This is a genomic window from Devosia sp. Soil_C_22, assembly GCF_057657195.1.
Window position 1 is genome coordinate 1,110,853 of record NZ_JBDGIY010000001.1, and the last position, 16,870, is coordinate 1,127,722.

Annotated in this window: 18 protein-coding genes; 10 read left to right on the plus strand and 8 right to left on the minus strand. The window is 66.0% G+C overall.

Annotation, left to right across the window (positions count from 1 at the left end; translation table 11 throughout):
- Positions 1-92: 92 nt before the first annotated feature.
- Positions 93-1,760 (minus strand): thiourocanate hydratase, encoded by a 1,668-nt coding sequence (ertB, locus tag AC3A6I_RS05150; protein ID WP_487542252.1) that lies wholly within the window; start codon positions 1,758-1,760, stop codon positions 93-95.
- Positions 1,761-1,876: 116 nt separating this feature from the next.
- On the opposite strand from ertB, the gene AC3A6I_RS05155 reads away from it, so the two are divergent.
- The gene (locus AC3A6I_RS05155; RefSeq protein ID WP_487542254.1) at positions 1,877-2,887 is read left to right on the plus strand and encodes an asparaginase; all 1,011 of its coding nucleotides are present in this window, start codon (positions 1,877-1,879) and stop codon (positions 2,885-2,887) included.
- A 21-nt stretch (positions 2,888-2,908) separates the two neighbouring features.
- Here the strand turns inward: AC3A6I_RS05155 and AC3A6I_RS05160 are convergent, their stop codons facing one another.
- The 3 genes from AC3A6I_RS05160 to AC3A6I_RS05170 are packed head-to-tail and all read right to left on the minus strand — an operon-like array spanning position 2,909 to position 4,720.
- Positions 2,909-3,106 carry a type II toxin-antitoxin system HicA family toxin gene (locus AC3A6I_RS05160; protein ID WP_487542256.1) on the minus strand — a complete coding sequence of 66 codons (198 nt, stop codon included), beginning with the start codon at positions 3,104-3,106 and terminating at the stop codon, positions 2,909-2,911.
- The gene (locus tag AC3A6I_RS05165) at positions 3,106-3,348 is read right to left on the minus strand and encodes a DUF1902 domain-containing protein (RefSeq protein ID WP_487542258.1); all 243 of its coding nucleotides are present in this window, start codon (positions 3,346-3,348) and stop codon (positions 3,106-3,108) included. The genes AC3A6I_RS05160 and AC3A6I_RS05165 overlap by 1 nt, the downstream gene beginning before the upstream one ends.
- Positions 3,349-3,397: 49 nt before the next feature.
- Positions 3,398-4,720 (minus strand): TIGR03808 family TAT-translocated repetitive protein, encoded by a 1,323-nt coding sequence (locus AC3A6I_RS05170; RefSeq protein ID WP_487542260.1) that lies wholly within the window; start codon positions 4,718-4,720, stop codon positions 3,398-3,400.
- Between the two features lie 143 nt (positions 4,721-4,863).
- Here AC3A6I_RS05170 and AC3A6I_RS05175 point away from each other — a divergent pair, with 143 nt between their 5' ends.
- Both AC3A6I_RS05175 and AC3A6I_RS05180 read left to right on the plus strand, forming a co-directional pair.
- Complete coding sequence (locus AC3A6I_RS05175; protein WP_487542262.1) at positions 4,864-6,360, plus strand: helicase HerA-like domain-containing protein; 1,497 nt, start codon at positions 4,864-4,866, stop codon at positions 6,358-6,360.
- The gene (locus tag AC3A6I_RS05180; protein WP_487542264.1) at positions 6,350-6,916 is read left to right on the plus strand and encodes a hypothetical protein; all 567 of its coding nucleotides are present in this window, start codon (positions 6,350-6,352) and stop codon (positions 6,914-6,916) included. The genes AC3A6I_RS05175 and AC3A6I_RS05180 overlap by 11 nt, the downstream gene beginning before the upstream one ends.
- A 6-nt stretch (positions 6,917-6,922) precedes the next feature.
- On the opposite strand, the gene AC3A6I_RS05185 is transcribed toward AC3A6I_RS05180, so the two are convergent.
- The 4 genes from AC3A6I_RS05185 to msrB form a co-directional block, all read right to left on the minus strand.
- The gene (locus tag AC3A6I_RS05185) at positions 6,923-7,432 is read right to left on the minus strand and encodes a response regulator (protein ID WP_487542265.1); all 510 of its coding nucleotides are present in this window, start codon (positions 7,430-7,432) and stop codon (positions 6,923-6,925) included.
- A 128-nt stretch (positions 7,433-7,560) separates the two neighbouring features.
- Positions 7,561-8,169 carry a superoxide dismutase gene (locus AC3A6I_RS05190; protein WP_487542267.1) on the minus strand — a complete coding sequence of 203 codons (609 nt, stop codon included), beginning with the start codon at positions 8,167-8,169 and terminating at the stop codon, positions 7,561-7,563.
- A 98-nt stretch (positions 8,170-8,267) separates the two neighbouring features.
- Positions 8,268-10,340, minus strand: a complete 2,073-nt coding sequence (locus AC3A6I_RS05195; RefSeq protein WP_487542269.1) for a S9 family peptidase — start codon at positions 10,338-10,340, stop codon at positions 8,268-8,270.
- 93 nt (positions 10,341-10,433) lie between these two features.
- Positions 10,434-10,835 carry a peptide-methionine (R)-S-oxide reductase MsrB gene (gene msrB / locus AC3A6I_RS05200; RefSeq protein ID WP_487542271.1) on the minus strand — a complete coding sequence of 134 codons (402 nt, stop codon included), beginning with the start codon at positions 10,833-10,835 and terminating at the stop codon, positions 10,434-10,436.
- A gap of 170 nt (positions 10,836-11,005) precedes the next feature.
- Here msrB and mbhE point away from each other — a divergent pair, with 170 nt between their 5' ends.
- From mbhE to mnhG, 7 genes are read left to right on the plus strand one after another with little or no spacing between them, the layout of a single operon-like run.
- Positions 11,006-13,384, plus strand: coding sequence for a hydrogen gas-evolving membrane-bound hydrogenase subunit E (gene mbhE / locus AC3A6I_RS05205; protein ID WP_487542273.1), 2,379 nt, complete (start codon positions 11,006-11,008; stop codon positions 13,382-13,384).
- Complete coding sequence (locus AC3A6I_RS05210) at positions 13,381-13,803, plus strand: Na+/H+ antiporter subunit B (RefSeq protein ID WP_487542274.1); 423 nt, start codon at positions 13,381-13,383, stop codon at positions 13,801-13,803. Before mbhE ends, AC3A6I_RS05210 begins: the two co-directional genes overlap by 4 nt.
- A complete protein-coding gene (locus tag AC3A6I_RS05215; protein WP_487542276.1) occupies positions 13,803-14,180 on the plus strand; it encodes a Na+/H+ antiporter subunit C in 378 nt (125 codons plus the stop codon). The genes AC3A6I_RS05210 and AC3A6I_RS05215 overlap by 1 nt, the downstream gene beginning before the upstream one ends.
- On the plus strand, positions 14,180-15,745 hold the full coding sequence (locus AC3A6I_RS05220; RefSeq protein ID WP_487542278.1) for a proton-conducting transporter transmembrane domain-containing protein: 1,566 nt from the start codon (positions 14,180-14,182) through the stop codon (positions 15,743-15,745). The genes AC3A6I_RS05215 and AC3A6I_RS05220 overlap by 1 nt, the downstream gene beginning before the upstream one ends.
- Positions 15,742-16,221 carry a Na+/H+ antiporter subunit E gene (locus tag AC3A6I_RS05225; protein WP_487542279.1) on the plus strand — a complete coding sequence of 160 codons (480 nt, stop codon included), beginning with the start codon at positions 15,742-15,744 and terminating at the stop codon, positions 16,219-16,221. Before AC3A6I_RS05220 ends, AC3A6I_RS05225 begins: the two co-directional genes overlap by 4 nt.
- Positions 16,218-16,523 (plus strand): monovalent cation/H+ antiporter complex subunit F, encoded by a 306-nt coding sequence (locus AC3A6I_RS05230; RefSeq protein ID WP_487542281.1) that lies wholly within the window; start codon positions 16,218-16,220, stop codon positions 16,521-16,523. The genes AC3A6I_RS05225 and AC3A6I_RS05230 overlap by 4 nt, the downstream gene beginning before the upstream one ends.
- A complete protein-coding gene (gene mnhG, locus AC3A6I_RS05235) occupies positions 16,520-16,846 on the plus strand; it encodes a monovalent cation/H(+) antiporter subunit G (protein ID WP_487542283.1) in 327 nt (108 codons plus the stop codon). The genes AC3A6I_RS05230 and mnhG overlap by 4 nt, the downstream gene beginning before the upstream one ends.
- The last annotated feature ends 24 nt before the right edge of the window (positions 16,847-16,870 follow it).

The following is a 16,870-nucleotide window of genomic DNA, read 5'->3' on the forward strand; positions in this document are numbered from 1 at the left end:
CCCAGCCCTTCCCGCGATGCCCCGTCGGCACCTCGCATCGGAAAGGTGAGGGCGAAACTATCACGCGTGGAGAGCGCGGGGATAAGTCGGCCTCAGCCCTTCGACAGGTCGAACCAGTTGAGGCCCGTTCTTGCGGCCTCGTCCCTGGAGTCCTCGTAGCCGGCGTCGGCGTAGCGCATGACGCCCAGGCCGGTGTCGTTGGTCAGCGCGTGGTCGAGCCGTTCGTCGGCAGCTGCGGTGCCATCGGCCACCAGCGTCACGCCGGCAGAAGTCATGTAGCCCGCATAGCCGCCGCCGCCCGAGTGGATGACGACGAGATCGGCCATCGAGGCGGTGAGCAGCATGGCGTCGAGCAGCGGCCAGTCGGCGATGGCGTCCGAGCCGTCCTTCATGTTCTCGGTCATGATGTTGGGATGCGCCATGGCACCGGCATCGAGATGATCGCGGCTGAACGCCACCGGTCCCTTGAGCGTGCCGTCGCGCACGAGTTCGTTGACCCGCAGCGCCAGCGCGGTGCGCTCGCCATGGCCGAGCCAGGCAATGCGGGCCGGCAGGCCCTCGAATGGGATATGCTGGCGCGCGAGGCTGATCCAGTTGGTGACGATCCGGTTGTCCGGGAACATCTCGAGCACCAGGTCGTCGATGCGGGAAATGTCCTCCGGCTCGCCCGACAGGGCCATCCAGCGGAACGGACCGATGGCGCGGGCAAAGAGCGGCCGCAGATAGGCCTCGGTGAAGATCGGGATATCGAAGGCGTTGTCGACCCCCGCCTGCTTTGCCTGTGTGCGGATCAGGTTGCCGTTGTCGAACACCTCCGAGCCAGCCTGCTGGAAGCCGAGCATGGCGCGCACATGATCGGCGATCGAGGCGCGGCTCGCGGCCATCAGCTGGCCCTGGCCATCGACCCGCAGCCGGCGCACTTCCTCGAGGCTCATGCCCTTGGGCACATAGCCATAGACGAGGTCGTGCGCGCTGGTCTGGTCGGTGACGATGTCCGGCACGATGCCACGGCGCAGGATTTCGGGATAGATATCGGCGGCATTGGCGACGAGGCCGACCGAGGTCGCGCGCCTGTCCTTCACTGCCGCGTCGATCATGGCCAGCGCGGCGTCGAGGTCGGGCGCGATATGCTCGAGATAGCCGATCTCCTTGCGGCGCGCGGCGCGGGCGGGATCGACGTCGACATCGAGGATTGCCGCGCCGGCCATGCGGCCGGCCAGCGGTTGCGCCCCGCCCATGCCGCCCATGCCGGCGGTGAGGATGAACCGCCCGGCGAGCGAGCCGCCGAAGCGCTTTTCGGCGATGCGCATGAAGATCTCGTAGGTGCCCTGGATGACGCCCTGGCTGCCGATATACTGCCACGCCCCGGCCGTGAGCCCGCCCCAGGCAATCAGCCCCTTCTTTTCGAGCTCGTAGAACACTTCCGCCTTGGCCCATTGGCCGACGATGTTGCAGTTGGCCATGATGACCAGCGGCGCCTTCGCATGCGTCTTGAACAGGCCGATCGGCTTGCCCGACTGGATGATGAGGGTCTGGTCCTCGTCCATGGTGGTCAGCGTTTCGACGATCTGCCGATGCGCGGCCCAGTTGCGCGCTGCTTTACCCAGCGCAGCGTAGACGATGAGCTTTTCGGGGTCCTCGCCGACGCTCAGCACGTTCTCGAGCAGGCGCAGCAGCGCCTCCTGCCGCCAGCCCTTCGCGCGGAGCTCGGGGCCGGAGGGGATGGGGAATTTCGGATGGCGCGGATTGGGCTTGGGCATGGCCATGTCATAGCGTGGGCGCAACGACGCTGCCAGCCCGGCGCCGCCCCAGCGGATTGACTTGGGGGCCGCAAGCTTTCTAGGAACAGCTGACTCTTCTTCCAACCGAGGCCGTCGTGGACGCTAACCCTATCCTCATCGAGCAGACGCGCGGCAATTTCGTCGAGAACCGCCACCGCGCGGCCTTCGTCATTTCGGACGCGGACGGCAACATCATCGCGTCGGCGGGCGATATTTCGCGGCCGGTCTTCCCGCGCTCGGCGATCAAGTCGATGCAGGCGCTGGCAATGGTGACATCGGGCGCGATCGAGAAGTTCGGCCTGACCGACGAGGAGCTGGCGCTCGCCTGTGCGTCGCATCACGGCGAGGATGTGCACGTGCTCGGCGTCACCGGCTTTCTCGGCCATGTCGGGCTGACGGCGAACGACCTCGAATGCGGTGCGCACCAGCCCAGCAATGCCCGGGCTCGCGAAGCGTTGCGCCGGGCGGGGGCGGAGCCGAGCCAGCTGCACAATAACTGCTCGGGCAAGCACTCGGGCATGCTGAGCGTGGCGCGGGCGCTGGGCGTCGACACGCATGAGTACGTGAGCCGCGGGCACCCGGTACAGGTCGCCGTCCGCCGCGCGATCGAGACAGTGCTCGACGCTCCATTGAGCGAGGATCGCTGCGGCACCGACGGCTGCTCGATCCCGACCTGGGCGGCGCCGCTCTCCGCCTTCGCCCGCGGCTTCGCTCGCATGGCGACGGGCGAGGGGCTGCCGGACAATCTCGCCAACGCGGCGAGGCGCATCTTCGACGCGGCCACCAGTCATCCGCTGCTGGTCGCAGGCACGGGTCATCTTGATACGCTGGTCATGGAGGCCTTCGCTGGCCGGGTGATGCAGAAGGGCGGAGCCGAGGGCGTGCAATGCGGCGCCATCCGCGACAAGGGCTGGGGCTATGCGCTTAAAGTCGACGACGGCAACATGCTGGCGAGCCAGGCGCTGGTCGCCGAGCTGCTGCTGCGCCACGCCGACCCCGATGAAGCCCAGCAAGCGGTGCTGGAGAAGTTCGCCAGGCAGGTCGTGCGCAACGTGCGCGGCTTCGACGTGGGCGAGCTGCGGCTGGCGGCGGGGGCGGGGCTTTAGGCGCCCAGCGCGCGCAATTGCTCAAAACTGACGGTCGATGCCAGCCTGTTTCATGATCGCGTTGGCCAAGTGCCGCGAGAGCGAGTTGCGGTCCACGGTGACGGATTTCCCCGTTGCGGGATGAAACCAGATCTCGTGGTCGCCTTTACCTTGCCGCTTGAACTGGTACCCAGCACCTTTCAGCGCCGCGACGAGCTGCAGGTAGTAGCCTTTGACCATTACGCGGCATGCGAGGCGACGTCGGAGAGAATCTGAATCGAGATTTTTTCGTCGTCCGCCCGGCCGCCGGGCACCAGATGAGCGTTGTCGTCCAGCAGTTCTGGCGCGACGGCATTCACACGGGCAACCAGTGCATCGAGGGTGCGAGCTTCAGTCGTGAGACCCGGAATGTCGCTGCTGGTACCGACCCACATCTTGGCTTCGTCGTCCCAGAAGGCCTCGACGACATACTGTTTGGTCATCTGTCGCTCCATTACGTGTCGCCAGCATAGGCTATGCCAGCTTGTCCCGCTAGGACTGCGGCGTCACCCGGTTGTCCGACAGTGTGATGTGCGGGAATTTTGCGGCGTCGCGGACAAGATCGGTGCTGACCATGTCATCACCGACGAGGCCGACGATGGCATTGTCGAGCGGGTCTGTGATCAGGTTGTCGGTGATGAGCACCGGCCCGGGCGCCGGCCCCTGCGCGACGCTCACGGCGATGCCGGTGTGGACGCCGTAGAGCACGTTACCGGTGATGGCGACATCGCGCAGGAAGGTGTTGTTGCCCGCGATGATGCCGATGCCCGGCACGTTGTCGATGGTGTTGCCGGACACCGTGGTTTCGGCTTCGACATAAATGCCGAAGGGCTGGCGCTCCGGATTGGCCTCACTGCGTTCGCGGATGTTGCGCACGATGTTGCCGCTGCAGGTGGCGAGCCGGCCGCCTTCGTTGAGATTGGTGATCGCGATGCCCGCGGCGGCGCCATCGACAATGTTGTCGGCGATCACCGAACCCGAGAAGGCAAACTCCGAGACGATCGCCACATCGCCGGAGTTGCGGCAGATATTGCCGTTGACGCTGACATCGGTCGTCGAGTTGAGGCGCACCGCCGCGAAGGCGCAGTCGGCGATCTGGTTGGTCGAAACGATCACGTTGTTGCAGCGGAATATGCTGATGCCGTTGCCGTTCTGGCCGTTGCCGCCATTGGTGGCGCCGATGGTGGTGATGCTGTTGCCGGTGATGATCGAGCCATCGTGACGCGGCTGGCTGCCCCAGATCAGGATGCCGCCATTGCCGCATTTGGCAACGCTGTTGGAGGTGATGTTGAGCCCGCGGCTGTCCACCGCGAAAATGGCGGCCAGCGCGTGCCCGGTGAAATCGCAATGCGTGATGTCGGCCGCAGCATCACGCACGACGAGCCCGTTCGACGCGCCGCCCACGAAGGTGCAGTTGGCGATGACGACGTGGTCGCTGGCCTCGATCTCGACAAGGCCGCGGTCGGCCCCGGCAGGGCCACCGTTGCCGCGCGTGATCGTGATGCCCTCGAGCCCGACACGAGCGCTGCCGGCAATTCTCAGCACCGGCGCATCGCCGGCGGCGGCGAGAATGGAAGCTCCCGGCACGCCCTCGATGGTGATGCCCCCCGGCACCTGCAGGTTCTGTGCGTAATAGGTGCCCGGGGGCAGGAACAGGCGCCGGCGCTCGGCGGCAGCCTGCAACAGCGCTTCCTGCAGGGCGCTGCTCTGGTCCTCAAGGCTGTCGGGCGGCAGTTCGAGCGATTGCGCGCGCACGGCCGATGCCAGCGGCAGGGCGGCAAGGCCGATGAGAATGTGGCGTCGGGTCGGGCGCATGCAGTGACTGTAGAGACTTGAGGGCCAATGGGAAGGTGCCTCGGGCCTTGGTCCCCAGAAGCTATGGCGGCGCTTTCGTTTGGCACCCCCGGCCCCCGCCGCTATACACTTTCCAACAGCCCACCGAATCCAAGCGAGGCGTCATGCTCCTTCCCGACAAGGCCTATCTCGGCACCAGCACCCGCCCGGAATACCTGGCACTGAAATATGGGAACCGGCACGGCCTCGTGACGGGCGCCACCGGCACCGGCAAGACCGTGACGCTGCAGGTGATGGCCGAGGCGTTCTCCGCCGCCGGCGTCCCCGTGTTCGCCGCCGACATCAAGGGCGACCTCTCCGGCATCGCCGCCATGGGCAAGATGGTCGACTGGCAGACCAAGCGGGCCGAGGAGATTGGCTTTACCGATTACGCGGCGGCGAAGTTCCCGACCATCTTCTGGGACCTTTTCGGCCGCCAGGGCCACCCGGTGCGCACCACCATCTCGGAGATGGGGCCGCTGCTGCTGAGCCGCATCCTCGATCTCAACGACACCCAGGAAGGCGTGCTCAACATCGCCTTCAAGTTCGCCGACGACAACGGCCTGCTGTTGCTGGACTTGAAGGACCTGCGCGCCCTGCTGGTCGAAATCTCCAACAACGCGCAGGAAATCTCGACGACCTATGGCAATGTCGCGACTGCCACGGTCGGCGCAGTGCAGCGGGCGCTGCTGGTGCTGGAGCAGCAGGGCGGCGAGCAGTTCTTCGGCGAGCGCGCGCTCGATATTCAGGACCTGATGCGGACCAGCGTCGACGGCAAGGGCTATGTGTCCATCCTCGCCGCCGACGAGCTGATGCGCGCCCCGCGCCTCTACGCAACATTCCTGCTCTGGCTGCTCTCCGAGCTGTTCGAGGTGCTGCCCGAGGTAGGCGATCCGGACAAGCCCAAGCTGGTCTTCTTCTTCGACGAGGCGCACCTGCTGTTCGACGACGCGCCCAAGGCGCTGGTCGACAAGGTCGAGCAGGTGGTCAAACTTGTGCGCTCCAAGGGCGTGGGCGTTTATTTCGTCACCCAGAACCCCGCCGATATTCCCGATGCGGTGCTGGCGCAGCTGAGCAACCGCGTGCAGCACGCACTGCGCGCCTACACGCCAAAGGAGCAGAAGGCGGTGCGCATGGCGGCCGACTCCTTCCGGCCCAATCCAGATTTCTCGACGGAAGAGGTGATTACCCAGCTCGGCATAGGCGAGGCACTGGTTTCCGTACTGGAAGACAAGGGCATCCCGTCCATGGTTGCTCGCACGCTGATCCGGCCGCCATCGGCGCAGTCGGGGCCCTTGCTGCCGGAGGAGCGGCGCGCGGTGATCGCCAATTCGCCGGTGGCGGGAGTCTACGACACCATGGTCGATCGCGAGTCGGCCTTCGAGGTACTGAGCAAGAAGGCCGCCGAGCGCCAGGCGGCCCAAGCTGCCGAGGCCCAGGCCAAGGCCGACGCCAAGGAAGCGGCGGCGCGTGAGAAGGCCGAGCGGGCGGCGCAGCCGCGGCGTTCGACACGCCAGACCCCCACCGAAGCCGCGATCAATTCGCTGAGCCGTACGCTGGCCAACGGCATCGGCAAAGCGCTGCTGCGTGGTATTCTCGGCGGACTTACCCGTGGCCGGTAACGTCGCTTCTGCCCGGCCCGCGCTCGCCGTGTTCGCCTCGGACAAGGGACCGGGCGATGCAGAGCGCGCGCCGATCATGACCCAGGCCGGGACCATCCTCGCCCGTCACGGGGCACGACTGATCTGCCTCGCCGACGGCGCGCTCGAAGCCATCCCGCTGATCACCAGCGCCCGGGCTGCCGGCGGCGACGTTCTGATCGTTGCCGATGCCGAGTTCGTCTCGCCGCCGGCACTGACCGAAGTGCCGGTCGAGCGCATCGACGACCCGGAGCTGCGCCTGCTGCGCGTCGGCGAACTGGCGCAGGCCCTTGTCGGGCTGCCCGGCTCGCTCGCCTCGGCGGCCGCGCTCTATCGCACCTGGGTGCGGGCTGGGGCAGGGGCCGGCAGGAAGCCGGTTGTGCTGCTCAACCACCACCGCGCCTTCGAGGCCGTGCGCGGCATGGCAACAGACGTGCTGAGCCACTCGGTGAACCACGCTGACAGGATCGTGGTGTTCACCGACAATGTCGAGGACCTGTGGAACAAGGTCGCCTGGGCGCTGAACGTGACGGCCTGAGCCGCCTCAGTGCTGCGGCAGTGGCCGATCGCGCGTCCACAGCGGGATGACGTTGCCGTACTGCGAGAAATCCGGGCGTAGCAGCGTCGGTGCCGTGCGACGAACCGGCCGCGTTGCCGTGCGGGCTGTGGCCCGTGCCAGCCGCGACTGCACGCGTTCGAGCAGGTAGCGCGGCGACATCGGCTTGACGATGACTTCGTCGATACCCGAGGCGATGCAGAGATTTTTCGTCTCAGGGGAGACCTCGCTCGCCAGCGCAATCACCTGGTAGCCACGATAGGGGATCGTTTCGTCGGCGCGCAGATCGCGCGTCACCCGGTCGGCCCGCGCATTGGCGGCGTCGAAATCGGTGACCACCACATCGACCGGCGCGAGCCGCATGTAGGTGACCAGCGCGTGCTCGGATTCGAACGGGCGCACGCGAAAGCTCGGCACCGAGGCCAGCACCATCGACAGCACCGAGCTCAGCGCCGGATTGGCGACAAGCACGGCAATGGTACGCGACGGTTCGGCCACGACGTGCTCCCGGGTTATGGTTAAACAATCGTTACCATTGTGTGACGCCGGGGGGAAGCGGGCGGCCGATGCCCCGCAAAAGAAAAGGCCCGCCGGAGCGGGCCTTGATGCTTGTGCTGGAAAGCCGCTTACTTGGCTTCTTCGTACATCAGCGCGACATGGTCCCAGTTGACCAGGTTGTCGAACCAGGCCTCGAGATACTTCGGACGCGCGTTGCGGTAGTCGATGTAGTAGGAGTGCTCCCACACGTCGACGCCGAGCAGCGGGTGCGCCGCGCCGTGCACCAGCGGCGACTCGCCATTGGCGGTCTTGGTGACCTGCAGCTTGCCATCCTTCAGCGACAGCCACGCCCAGCCCGAACCGAACTGGGTGGTGCCGGCCGCGATGAAATCGGTGCGGAACTTGTCGAAGCCGCCGAGATCGGAATCGATCGCCTTCAGCAGGTCGCCGGGGACCTTGGAGGCGCCGCCGCCGCCATTGGGCTTCATCCAGTTCCAGAAATGCACGTGGTTATAGTGCTGGCCGAGATTATTGAAGAGGCCCGGATCCTTGCCGAACACTTCCTTCACCTGGTCCTCGAGCGGCAACACTTCGAGACCCTTGCCCTCGGCCAGCTTGTTGGCGTTGGTCACGTAGGCCTGATGGTGCTTGTCGTGGTGGAATTCGAGCGTCTCGGCGCTCATGTAGGGGCCAAGCGCGTCGTAAGCGTAGGGCAGCGGGGGAAGTTCGTATGCCATTCTGGATGCCTCCAATTTGGGTCTTATGCGTTAGCTGCTGGGCTCGGACCCGATATAGGCCCTTTGGCTTTGCTCAACAATTCCCGGTTTGGGATGAATTAGTCCAATCCGACACATGAAAGCGCAAAGGCATAGCTCAGCGCCGTCTCCTTGAGCTGGTCGAAGCGGCCGGATGCGCCGGCATGGCCGGCGTCCATATGAGTCTTGAGGTACAGCGGATTTGTGTCGGTCTTGGTGACGCGGAGCTTGGCCACCCACTTGGCCGGTTCCCAGTAGGTCACGCGCGGATCGGTGAGCCCGGCGAGCGCGAAGATCGGCGGATAGGCCTTGGCCTCGACCTGCTCGTAGGGGGCGTAGCCGGCGATGCGGCTATAGGCGTCGAGGTCGGCGATGGGGTTGCCCCATTCGGGCCATTCCGGCGGGGTGAGCGGTAGGGTCTCGTCGAGCATGGTGTTGAGCACGTCGACGAACGGCACTTCGGCGATGACGCCGGCCCACAGGTCCGGCCGCATGTTGGCAATGGCGCCCATCAGCATGCCGCCCGCCGACCCCCCTTCTGCGACGATCCGGCCCTTGGACGTGTAGCCAAGCGCGATCAGCGTTTCCGCAGCGGCGATGAAATCGGTGAAGGTATTGGCCTTCTTGTCGCGCCGGCCGTTGCGATACCACGCATAACCCTTTTCCATGCCGCCTCGGACATGCGCGGTGGCGTGGACGAAGCCACGGTCGACGAGGCTGAGCTTGCTCACGGAGAAGCCGGCCGGCAGCGCCATACCGTAGGCCCCGTAGCCATAAAGCAGGACAGGGGCGGCACCATCGAGGGCGAGGCCCTTGCGATAGAGCAGGGTGATCGGCACGCGTTCGCCATCGGCTGCCTCGGCGAAGATGCGGCGGGTCTCGTAGTCGTCCGGGTTATGGCCGGAGGGGACCTCCTGCTCCTTGACCAGCGTGCGTTCGCGGGTGACGAGATCGAGGTCGTAGGTCCGCGACGGCGTCGTGGGCGAGGAATAGGTGAAGCGGATGGTCGTCGTGTCGAACTCGTAACCGGCCGCCATGCCCAGCGCATAGGCTTCCTCGTCGAACTTCACCGTCCACTCTTCGCCGCTCGCGAGCGTTCGCACGACCATGCGCGGCAGGCCCTCGAAGCGCTCGAGGCGGACGAGGTGGTGCTGCAGCAGGATGATGTCGAGGATGAGCACGCCGGGCCGGTGCGGTACGAGATCGACCCAGTTCTCGGCCGCCGGGTTGTCGGCGGAGACGGTGACAATCTTGAAGTCCTCGGCGCCATCGGCGTTGGTGAGGATGTAGAAGACGCCGTCGCGATCCTCGACGTCGTATTCGCGATCGGTGAGCCGCGGCGAGATGCAGACCGGTGCATCGCCGGTGCGGGCATCGATCAGCCAGAACTCGCTGGTCTGATGATCATGCGCGTCGATGACGATGTAGTTGCGCGACAGCGTCTCGTCGACGCCGACGAAGAAGCCTGGATCCTTCTCCTCGTAGACGATCTCGTCATCGGCCTGCGGCGTGCCGATGACGTGCCGGCGTACGCGGAACGGCCGGTGATTGTCGTCATACTCGGAATAGTAGATCGCGCTGGAATCGGCCGACCACACGCCGCCGCCGGCAATGTCCTCGATGACCTCGCCGGTATCCTTGCCGGTTTCGAGGTCGCGGATATGCAGCGTGTAATACTCGCTGCCCGCAAGATCGGCGCTCCAGGCCAGCCAGCGATGCGACGGATCATGGTCGCCACCGCCGAAGCCGAAATAGCTCTCTCCCGCCTCGACATTGCAATCGAGCAGGATCTGTTCTGCTCCGCCATGGCGCGGTGTGCGGACGAGTATGGGATACTGCTTGCCCTCTTCCATGCGCGAGTTGTAGGCCCACGGCCCGTCGGGCGAGGCGATGCCGCTGTCGTCCTCTTTGATGCGGCCCTTGATCTCCTTGAAGATCGTGTCGAGCAGCGGCTGGTGCGGCGTCTCGAAGCTTTCCGCGAAATAGGCGTTCTCGGCCTCGATGTAGCTGCGGATATCGGCCGGGAGCGTCTCGGGCTCCTGCATCACCTGTTGCCAGTTCTCGGCGCGCAGCCAGTGGTAGGGATCCTGCCGGGTGATGCCGTGATGGGTCGCGGCATGCTGGCGGCGCTTTGCGATCGGGGGAGTAGGCATGCAAACGCTCTGTAGGGGAGGGTAGCGCTTCATAGCGCCGGCGGCGCGAGCGCGGAAGAAGAGAGGCGCCCGGTTGGGCGCCTCAGCGACGTATCAGGCCTTCGGCTCGAACTTCAGGCTGGTGCCGTTCATGCAGAAGCGGTTGCCGGTCGGGTTCGGACCGTCCGGGAAGATATGGCCGAGATGGGCGCCGCAATTATTGCAGTGCGCCTCGACGCGGACCATGCCGTGCGAGCGGTCGATGGTCTGGCCGACAGAGCCCTGGATGGCGTCGAAGAAGCTGGGCCAGCCCGAGCCGGACTCGTACTTGGTGTCGGCGGTGAAGAGCTCGGCACCGCACGCGGCGCAGTGATAGACCCCGTCGCGCTTCTCGGTGTTGTAGATGTGCGACCACGGCCGCTCCGTGCCATGCTCGCGGGCGACGCGATACAACTCCGGGGAAAGGGCCGCACGCCACTCGTCCTCGGTCTTTTGAACCTTGAAGGTCTCACTCATTGGGGGATCTCCTTGTGCCGCAGATATGGCGATTGCAGCGGCGTTTCGCAATCGCGCCGGCTTGTCACAAAGCTGTGGTGCGCGCCATCGCCGCAGCCGGTTTGCCTTGCGGGGCCGGTGGGGGCCGGTAAGTTGAACGTCAATCGAATCCTCACTGGAGGCGGAGCCGGGTGGAGACGACCCCCGACATGGCGGTGCTGCTGGTCGTGCTGCTGCCCTTTGTGGCGGCGGCGCTGGTTCCGCTGATCCATCGGGTGGCCGGCGATGTCACCGGCTGGATCGTCGCACTGGTTCCCGGCGCGGGATTCGTCGCGCTGTGGGGCCTCGTCGGACACATCTCGGCCGGCGCCGAGATAGCGCTCGTGTGGCCGTGGGCGCCATCCTGGGGATTGAACCTCAGCTTTCTCGTCGACGGGCTCAGCCTCACCTTCGCGCTGACCATTGCCGGCATCGGCACCTTCATCCTGATCTATGTGAGCGCCTACCTGAAGGGACACGGGCAGGGGCGTTTCCTCGGCTTCATGCTGGCCTTCATGGGCGCGATGCAGGGGCTGGTGCTGGCCGACAATCTCGTGGCGCTGTACGGGTTTTGGGAACTGACCTCGGTCACCTCGTTCCTGCTGATCGGCTACGATCACACGCGGCAGGCAGCGCGCCGTGCCGCCGTCCAGGCGCTGGTGGTGACTGGTATTGGCGGGCTGGCGCTGCTCGCCGGTGGAGTGGTGATCTTCGCCACGACCGGCAGCTGGGAACTGAGCGCGGCGGGCGGCTTGCAGACGAGCGCCGCTTACCCGCTGCTGGTCGGGCTGATGCTGCTCGCCGCCTTTACCAAGTCGGCACAGTGGCCGTTTCACTTCTGGCTGCCCAACGCCATGGAGGCGCCGACGCCGGTGTCCGCTTACCTGCACTCTGCGACCATGGTGCAGGCGGGCGTGTACCTCGTTGCGCGGCTGTCGCCGCACCTCGGGGGAGAGGCGATCTGGAACCTGACGCTGATGGGCTTTGGTGGCGTGACGCTGCTATTCGGCGCGGTGGCGGCGCTACGCCAGACCGACATGAAGCGCATGCTCGCCGACACTACCATCGCCTCGCTCGGGCTGCTCATGCTGCTGCTCGGCGCGGGCACGGAAATCGCGATCACCGCGGCTGTGCTCTATTTCCTCGTGCATGCGCTCTACAAGGCGGGGCTGTTCCTTGTGGTCGGCGCCATCGACCACGGCACCGGTACGCGCGACATCACCGCTCTCGGCGGGCTGCGCGAGCCCATGGCACTGACCTTTATCGGCACGATCATGGCCTCGGCGGCGATGTTCGGCCTGCCGCCGTTGCTCGGCTTCTTCGCCAAGGAAGAGATGTATCTCGGCCTCGCGCTGGGCGACCTCGTTCCGCTGCTCGCGCTCACTGCGCTCGTGCTCGGCAACGCGCTGCTGGGCGCGGTGGGGCTTGCCATCCTGATCAAGCCGTTCATGGGCGAGACGTTGCCGACCCCGATAACGCCGCATGATGCGCCGGTGGCCATGCTGGCTGGCCCGATCGTGCTCGGCGCACTGGGCATCCTGCTCGGCTTGTTTATTGCCCAGACCGGCGAGTTGCTGGTGGCCCCGGCCAGTGCCGCCATCCTCGGCAACGAGGTCGAAACGCATCTAGGACTCGGGGTCGACCTTCTCGGGCTGCCCTTCTGGCTGTCGGTCGCGACATGGATACTGGCGGGGTTGATCTTCTGGCAGCTCGATCGCCTGCGCGGCATGCTGCGGCGCCTGCAGGACGGCATCGGCTGGACCTTCGACAAGGGCTTCGATGCCGCCTATTTCGGCCTGGTGCAGCTTGCGGGCGCGCTGACTCGGCTGGTGCAGCATGGGCGGCTCGAACTCTATCTCGTCGTCGTCTTTGCCCTACTGGCGGCCGCGGCCATACTGCCGCTGTGGCTGCTCGATGGCCGGGCGATCTGGCCACGTTCTCCGGACCTGACCTTCTACGAATGGGGCGTCGTCGCGCTCGCCGTGATCGGCGTCGTGACGGTGGTCTTTGCCTGCAGCCGGCTGTTCGCCATTCTTGCGCTCGGCCTGCAAGGGCTCGCCATTGCCATGCTCTTCCTCCTGGTCGGTGCGCCCGACCTGGGCTTCACCCAGTTCATGGTCGAAATCCTGTCGGTCGTGATCCTCGCCCTGGTCATGACCCGGCTGGACCTTGACCGCGCCGACGGACGGCCGTTCGAGGACTGGGCCCGGGACGGCGCGCTGGCCCTCCTCTGCGGCATCGGCCTTACGGGCCTGCTCTGGGCCGTGCTCGACCGGCCTCTCGACCTGCGCCTTTCCGAATTCTTCAATGCCAACAGCGTGCCGGTGGCGCACGGGCATAACGTGGTCAACGTCATCCTCGTCGACTTCCGCGGACTGGATACGCTGGGGGAGATCGCCGTGGTGATGACCGCGGGTGTCGCCATCCTCGCCCTGATACGCGGCGCGCGGCAGCGTCGAGCAGTTGTGTCGGAAGCCGCTCCGCCGGGGCCGGCACGTAAGCAGAAGCGTACGCGGAAGGTCGCGGCATGAATTCGCTGATCTTCCGCACCATCGCGCCATTGCTGACGGCCGTGATGCTGGTCTTTTCAGCCTTCGTCCTGCTGCGCGGGCATAACGAGCCGGGGGGCGGCTTCATCGGCGGGCTGATCGCAGCCTCGGCACTGGCCATTTACGCCATGGCGATGGGCGTTGACGAAGCGCGGCGGGCCCTGCGCGCGCATCCGATCAGCTTTGCCGGCTTTGGCGTGGTGCTTGCGGCGCTCTCCGGGGCGCTGTCGCTGGCCTTCGATGTCCCCTTCCTCACCGGGCTGTGGACGACGTTCGACTTCGATGTGGTGGAAGTCGCGATCTCCACGCCCATGGTGTTCGACATCGGCGTCTATTTCGTTGTCTTCGGCACGCTGAGCGCCGTTGCGCTGGCCCTCGCGGTGGACGAGGAGGACAGCTGATGGAGCATGTCATCGCCGCGCTGTCGGGCGTGTTCTTTACCGCCGCGATCTACCTGCTGCTGTCGCGGGCGCTGATCCGCATGCTGCTCGGGCTGGTGCTGCTTGGCAACGCCGTGAACCTGCTGATCCTTGTCGCCGGCCGGCTTGGGCGCACCGTGCCCCCAATCGTGCCGGAGGGCGCAACGGCGCCGCTCGCGGGCGCCGCCAACCCGCTGCCGCAGGCGCTGATCCTCACCGCTATCGTTATCGGCTTTGCCATGTTCAGCTTTCTGCTGGTGCTGACCTACCGCGCCTACCAGTCGCTCGAGGCCGATGACACTGACCGGATGCGGCTTGCCGAGCCGCCCAACCGGCCGCAACCGCCGATGAGCTACTGATGCCCGGCGTGCTGCAGGATTTTGCGACTTTCCCCATCGACTGGCTGGTAATCCTGCCGGTCGCACTGGGGCTGTCAGGCGCCGGGTTGCTGCTCATGCTCCGTGACGCAAAGGAGGCTCAGTTCTGGCTGGCGCTCGGCATCGTCGCGGTGATCACCCTCTCGAACGGCATGCTGGTGCAGCGCGTGGTCGAGCTCGGTCCGGTGTCGATGACCATGGGACGCTGGTTACCCCCATTTGGCATCAGCTTCACTGCCGATATTGCGAGCGCCGTATTCGCGCTGGCGGCCGCCTTCGTCACGCTGGTGCTGCTGGTCCACCTGCGCGCCGAAATGCCCGACCGGGCGCGGCGCGATGGCGTCTATCCGCTGGTGCTGCTGCTGCTCGCCGGCGTGAGTGGATCGTTCCTCACCGGCGATCTGTTCAACCTCTATGTCTGGTTCGAGGTGATGCTGATCGCGAGCTTCGGGCTGATGGTGCTGGGCGGACGCAACGCCCAGCTCGACGGCACCGTGAAGTACGGCTTCCTGAATTTCCTCGCGACGACGATCTTCCTTGCCGCGCTGGGATTGATCTACGGCACGCTCGGCACCCTCAACATGGCCGATATCGTGCGGGTCGCGCCTGCGGCTGATCCGGCAGTGGTGACCGCGATTGCGGCACTGCTGCTGCTTGCATTCGGCATGAAGGCCGCGGCTTTCCCGGTGAACAACTGGCTGCCGGCGAGCTACCATACACCGCCCGCCGCGATTGCGGCACTGATGGCCGGCTTGCTCACCAAGGTCGGCGTCTATGCGCTGATCCGCGTGCTGGCGATGCTCCTGCCGGCCAGCCGCGAGGTGCTCGAGCCGATCCTCGCGGTGGTTGCGGTTGCGACCATGCTGCTCGGGCCGCTGGGAGCGATCGCCGAGACCAATCTCCGGCGGGCGCTGGGCTTCCTTCTCATCGGCGGGATCGGCGTGACCATCGCGGGGCTCGCGCTGGCCAATGTGGCGGGGCTGGCCGGCGCCGCAGCCTACGTGCTGCATGCGATGCTGACGATGACCGGCCTTTACCTGCTCGCCGGGCTGATCGAGCACATGACCGGCCAGACCGACACGCGCAAGATGGGCGGTCTCTATGCCGCCGCGGCGTGGCCTTCGATACTGTTCTTCGTGCTGATGCTCGCAGTGGCGGGCGTGCCGCCGTTTCTCGGCTTCTGGCCAAAGCTGTTGGTGGTCGAGGGCGGCATTACGGGTTGGACCTCGGGCTGGGAGCTGGCGCTCTGGCTGGGGGTGCTGGCCAATGCGCTGCTGACCCTGATCGCCGGCAGCCGCCTGTGGGCCCACATCTTCTGGCGCGGTGGCCACGAGGGCGCGAGCGAAGCTCCGAATCCGGACCTTCGGCCGCTGCGGCGGCGCGAGGTGTGGCTCGGGCTCGCGCCGGCCACCGCCCTTACGGTCGTGGTGGTGGTGCTCGGCCTGTGGCCGGAACCGCTGCTGGGCTTTGGCAGGGAGGCCGCCGCCGGGTTGCTCGATCCGGCCAACTATGTCGCCGCGACGGGGCTGGCAGAGGTGTCGCCATGAACGTGATGTTGCTGACCATAGTGCTCGCCCTGGGCTGGGCCGCCGCGACCGGCAGCTTCACGCTGCCCAACCTGCTGCTGGGGGCCGTCGTGGCGGCCGCCGGGCTGTTCGTCGTCCGGGCGTATGTGAATCGGCCCAATTTCCTGCCCCGTACGCTGCGTATCCTCGGGCTGGCCGTGACTTTCGTGCGCGAACTGATCCTCAGCGCCTTTCGCGTGGCGCGGCTGGTGATCCGGCCGGATCTCAACGCACATATCAAGCCGGCTATCATCGCCTATCCGCTTACGGCCCGGAGCGATGCCGAGATCACTTTGCTCGCCAATCTCATCACCCTGACACCGGGGACTCTGAGCGTTGACGTGTCGCAGGACCGCAGCCTGCTCTACATCCACGCGATCCACGTAACCGACCGGGACGAGTTCATCCGGGACATCGCCAACGGTTTCGAGCGACAGGTGATGGGGGCGTTTCGATGAGTGGAAGCGCCGTGTTGGCCATCGCCGGCCAGGTATCGCTCGGACTGCTGCTTGTGGCATTGCTGATCACGGTCGTCCGTCTGGTGCGCGGGCCTGGCCTCGCCGACAGGATTCTTGCGCTCGACCTGATCACCGTGCTGGGAACCGCCTTCATCGGCACGTTCACGGTGCTCACCGGCTTTTCCCTCTATGTCGACATCGCCATTGCGCTGGCGCTGGTCGGGTTCCTGTCGACGGTGGCACTGGCCCGCTACCTGATGAGCCGCGCCGCCCGGCATCCTGCATCGGAGGATGCGGCATGATCGAAGAGATCGCCCACTACGTGGCCGCGGCGCTGCTGCTGTTCGGAGCCGGCTTCAGCCTGATTGCCGCGATCGGTGTGCTGCGGCTGCCGGACCTCTACACGCGGCTCCATGCCGCATCCAAGGCCGGGGCGACCGGAGCCGGCGCAGTCTTCCTTGCGGTCGCCATCGAATCGCTGGATGGCGCGGTGATGCTTCGGGCATTGCTGGGCGTCGTTTTCCTGTTGTTATCGACACCTGTGGCTGCGCATTTGCTGGCACGTGCGGCTTTTCGAAGCGGGGAAACACCTAGTTCGATAACGACTGTCGACGATTTACGGTGACTGCAACGCCATGTTGCACAATAT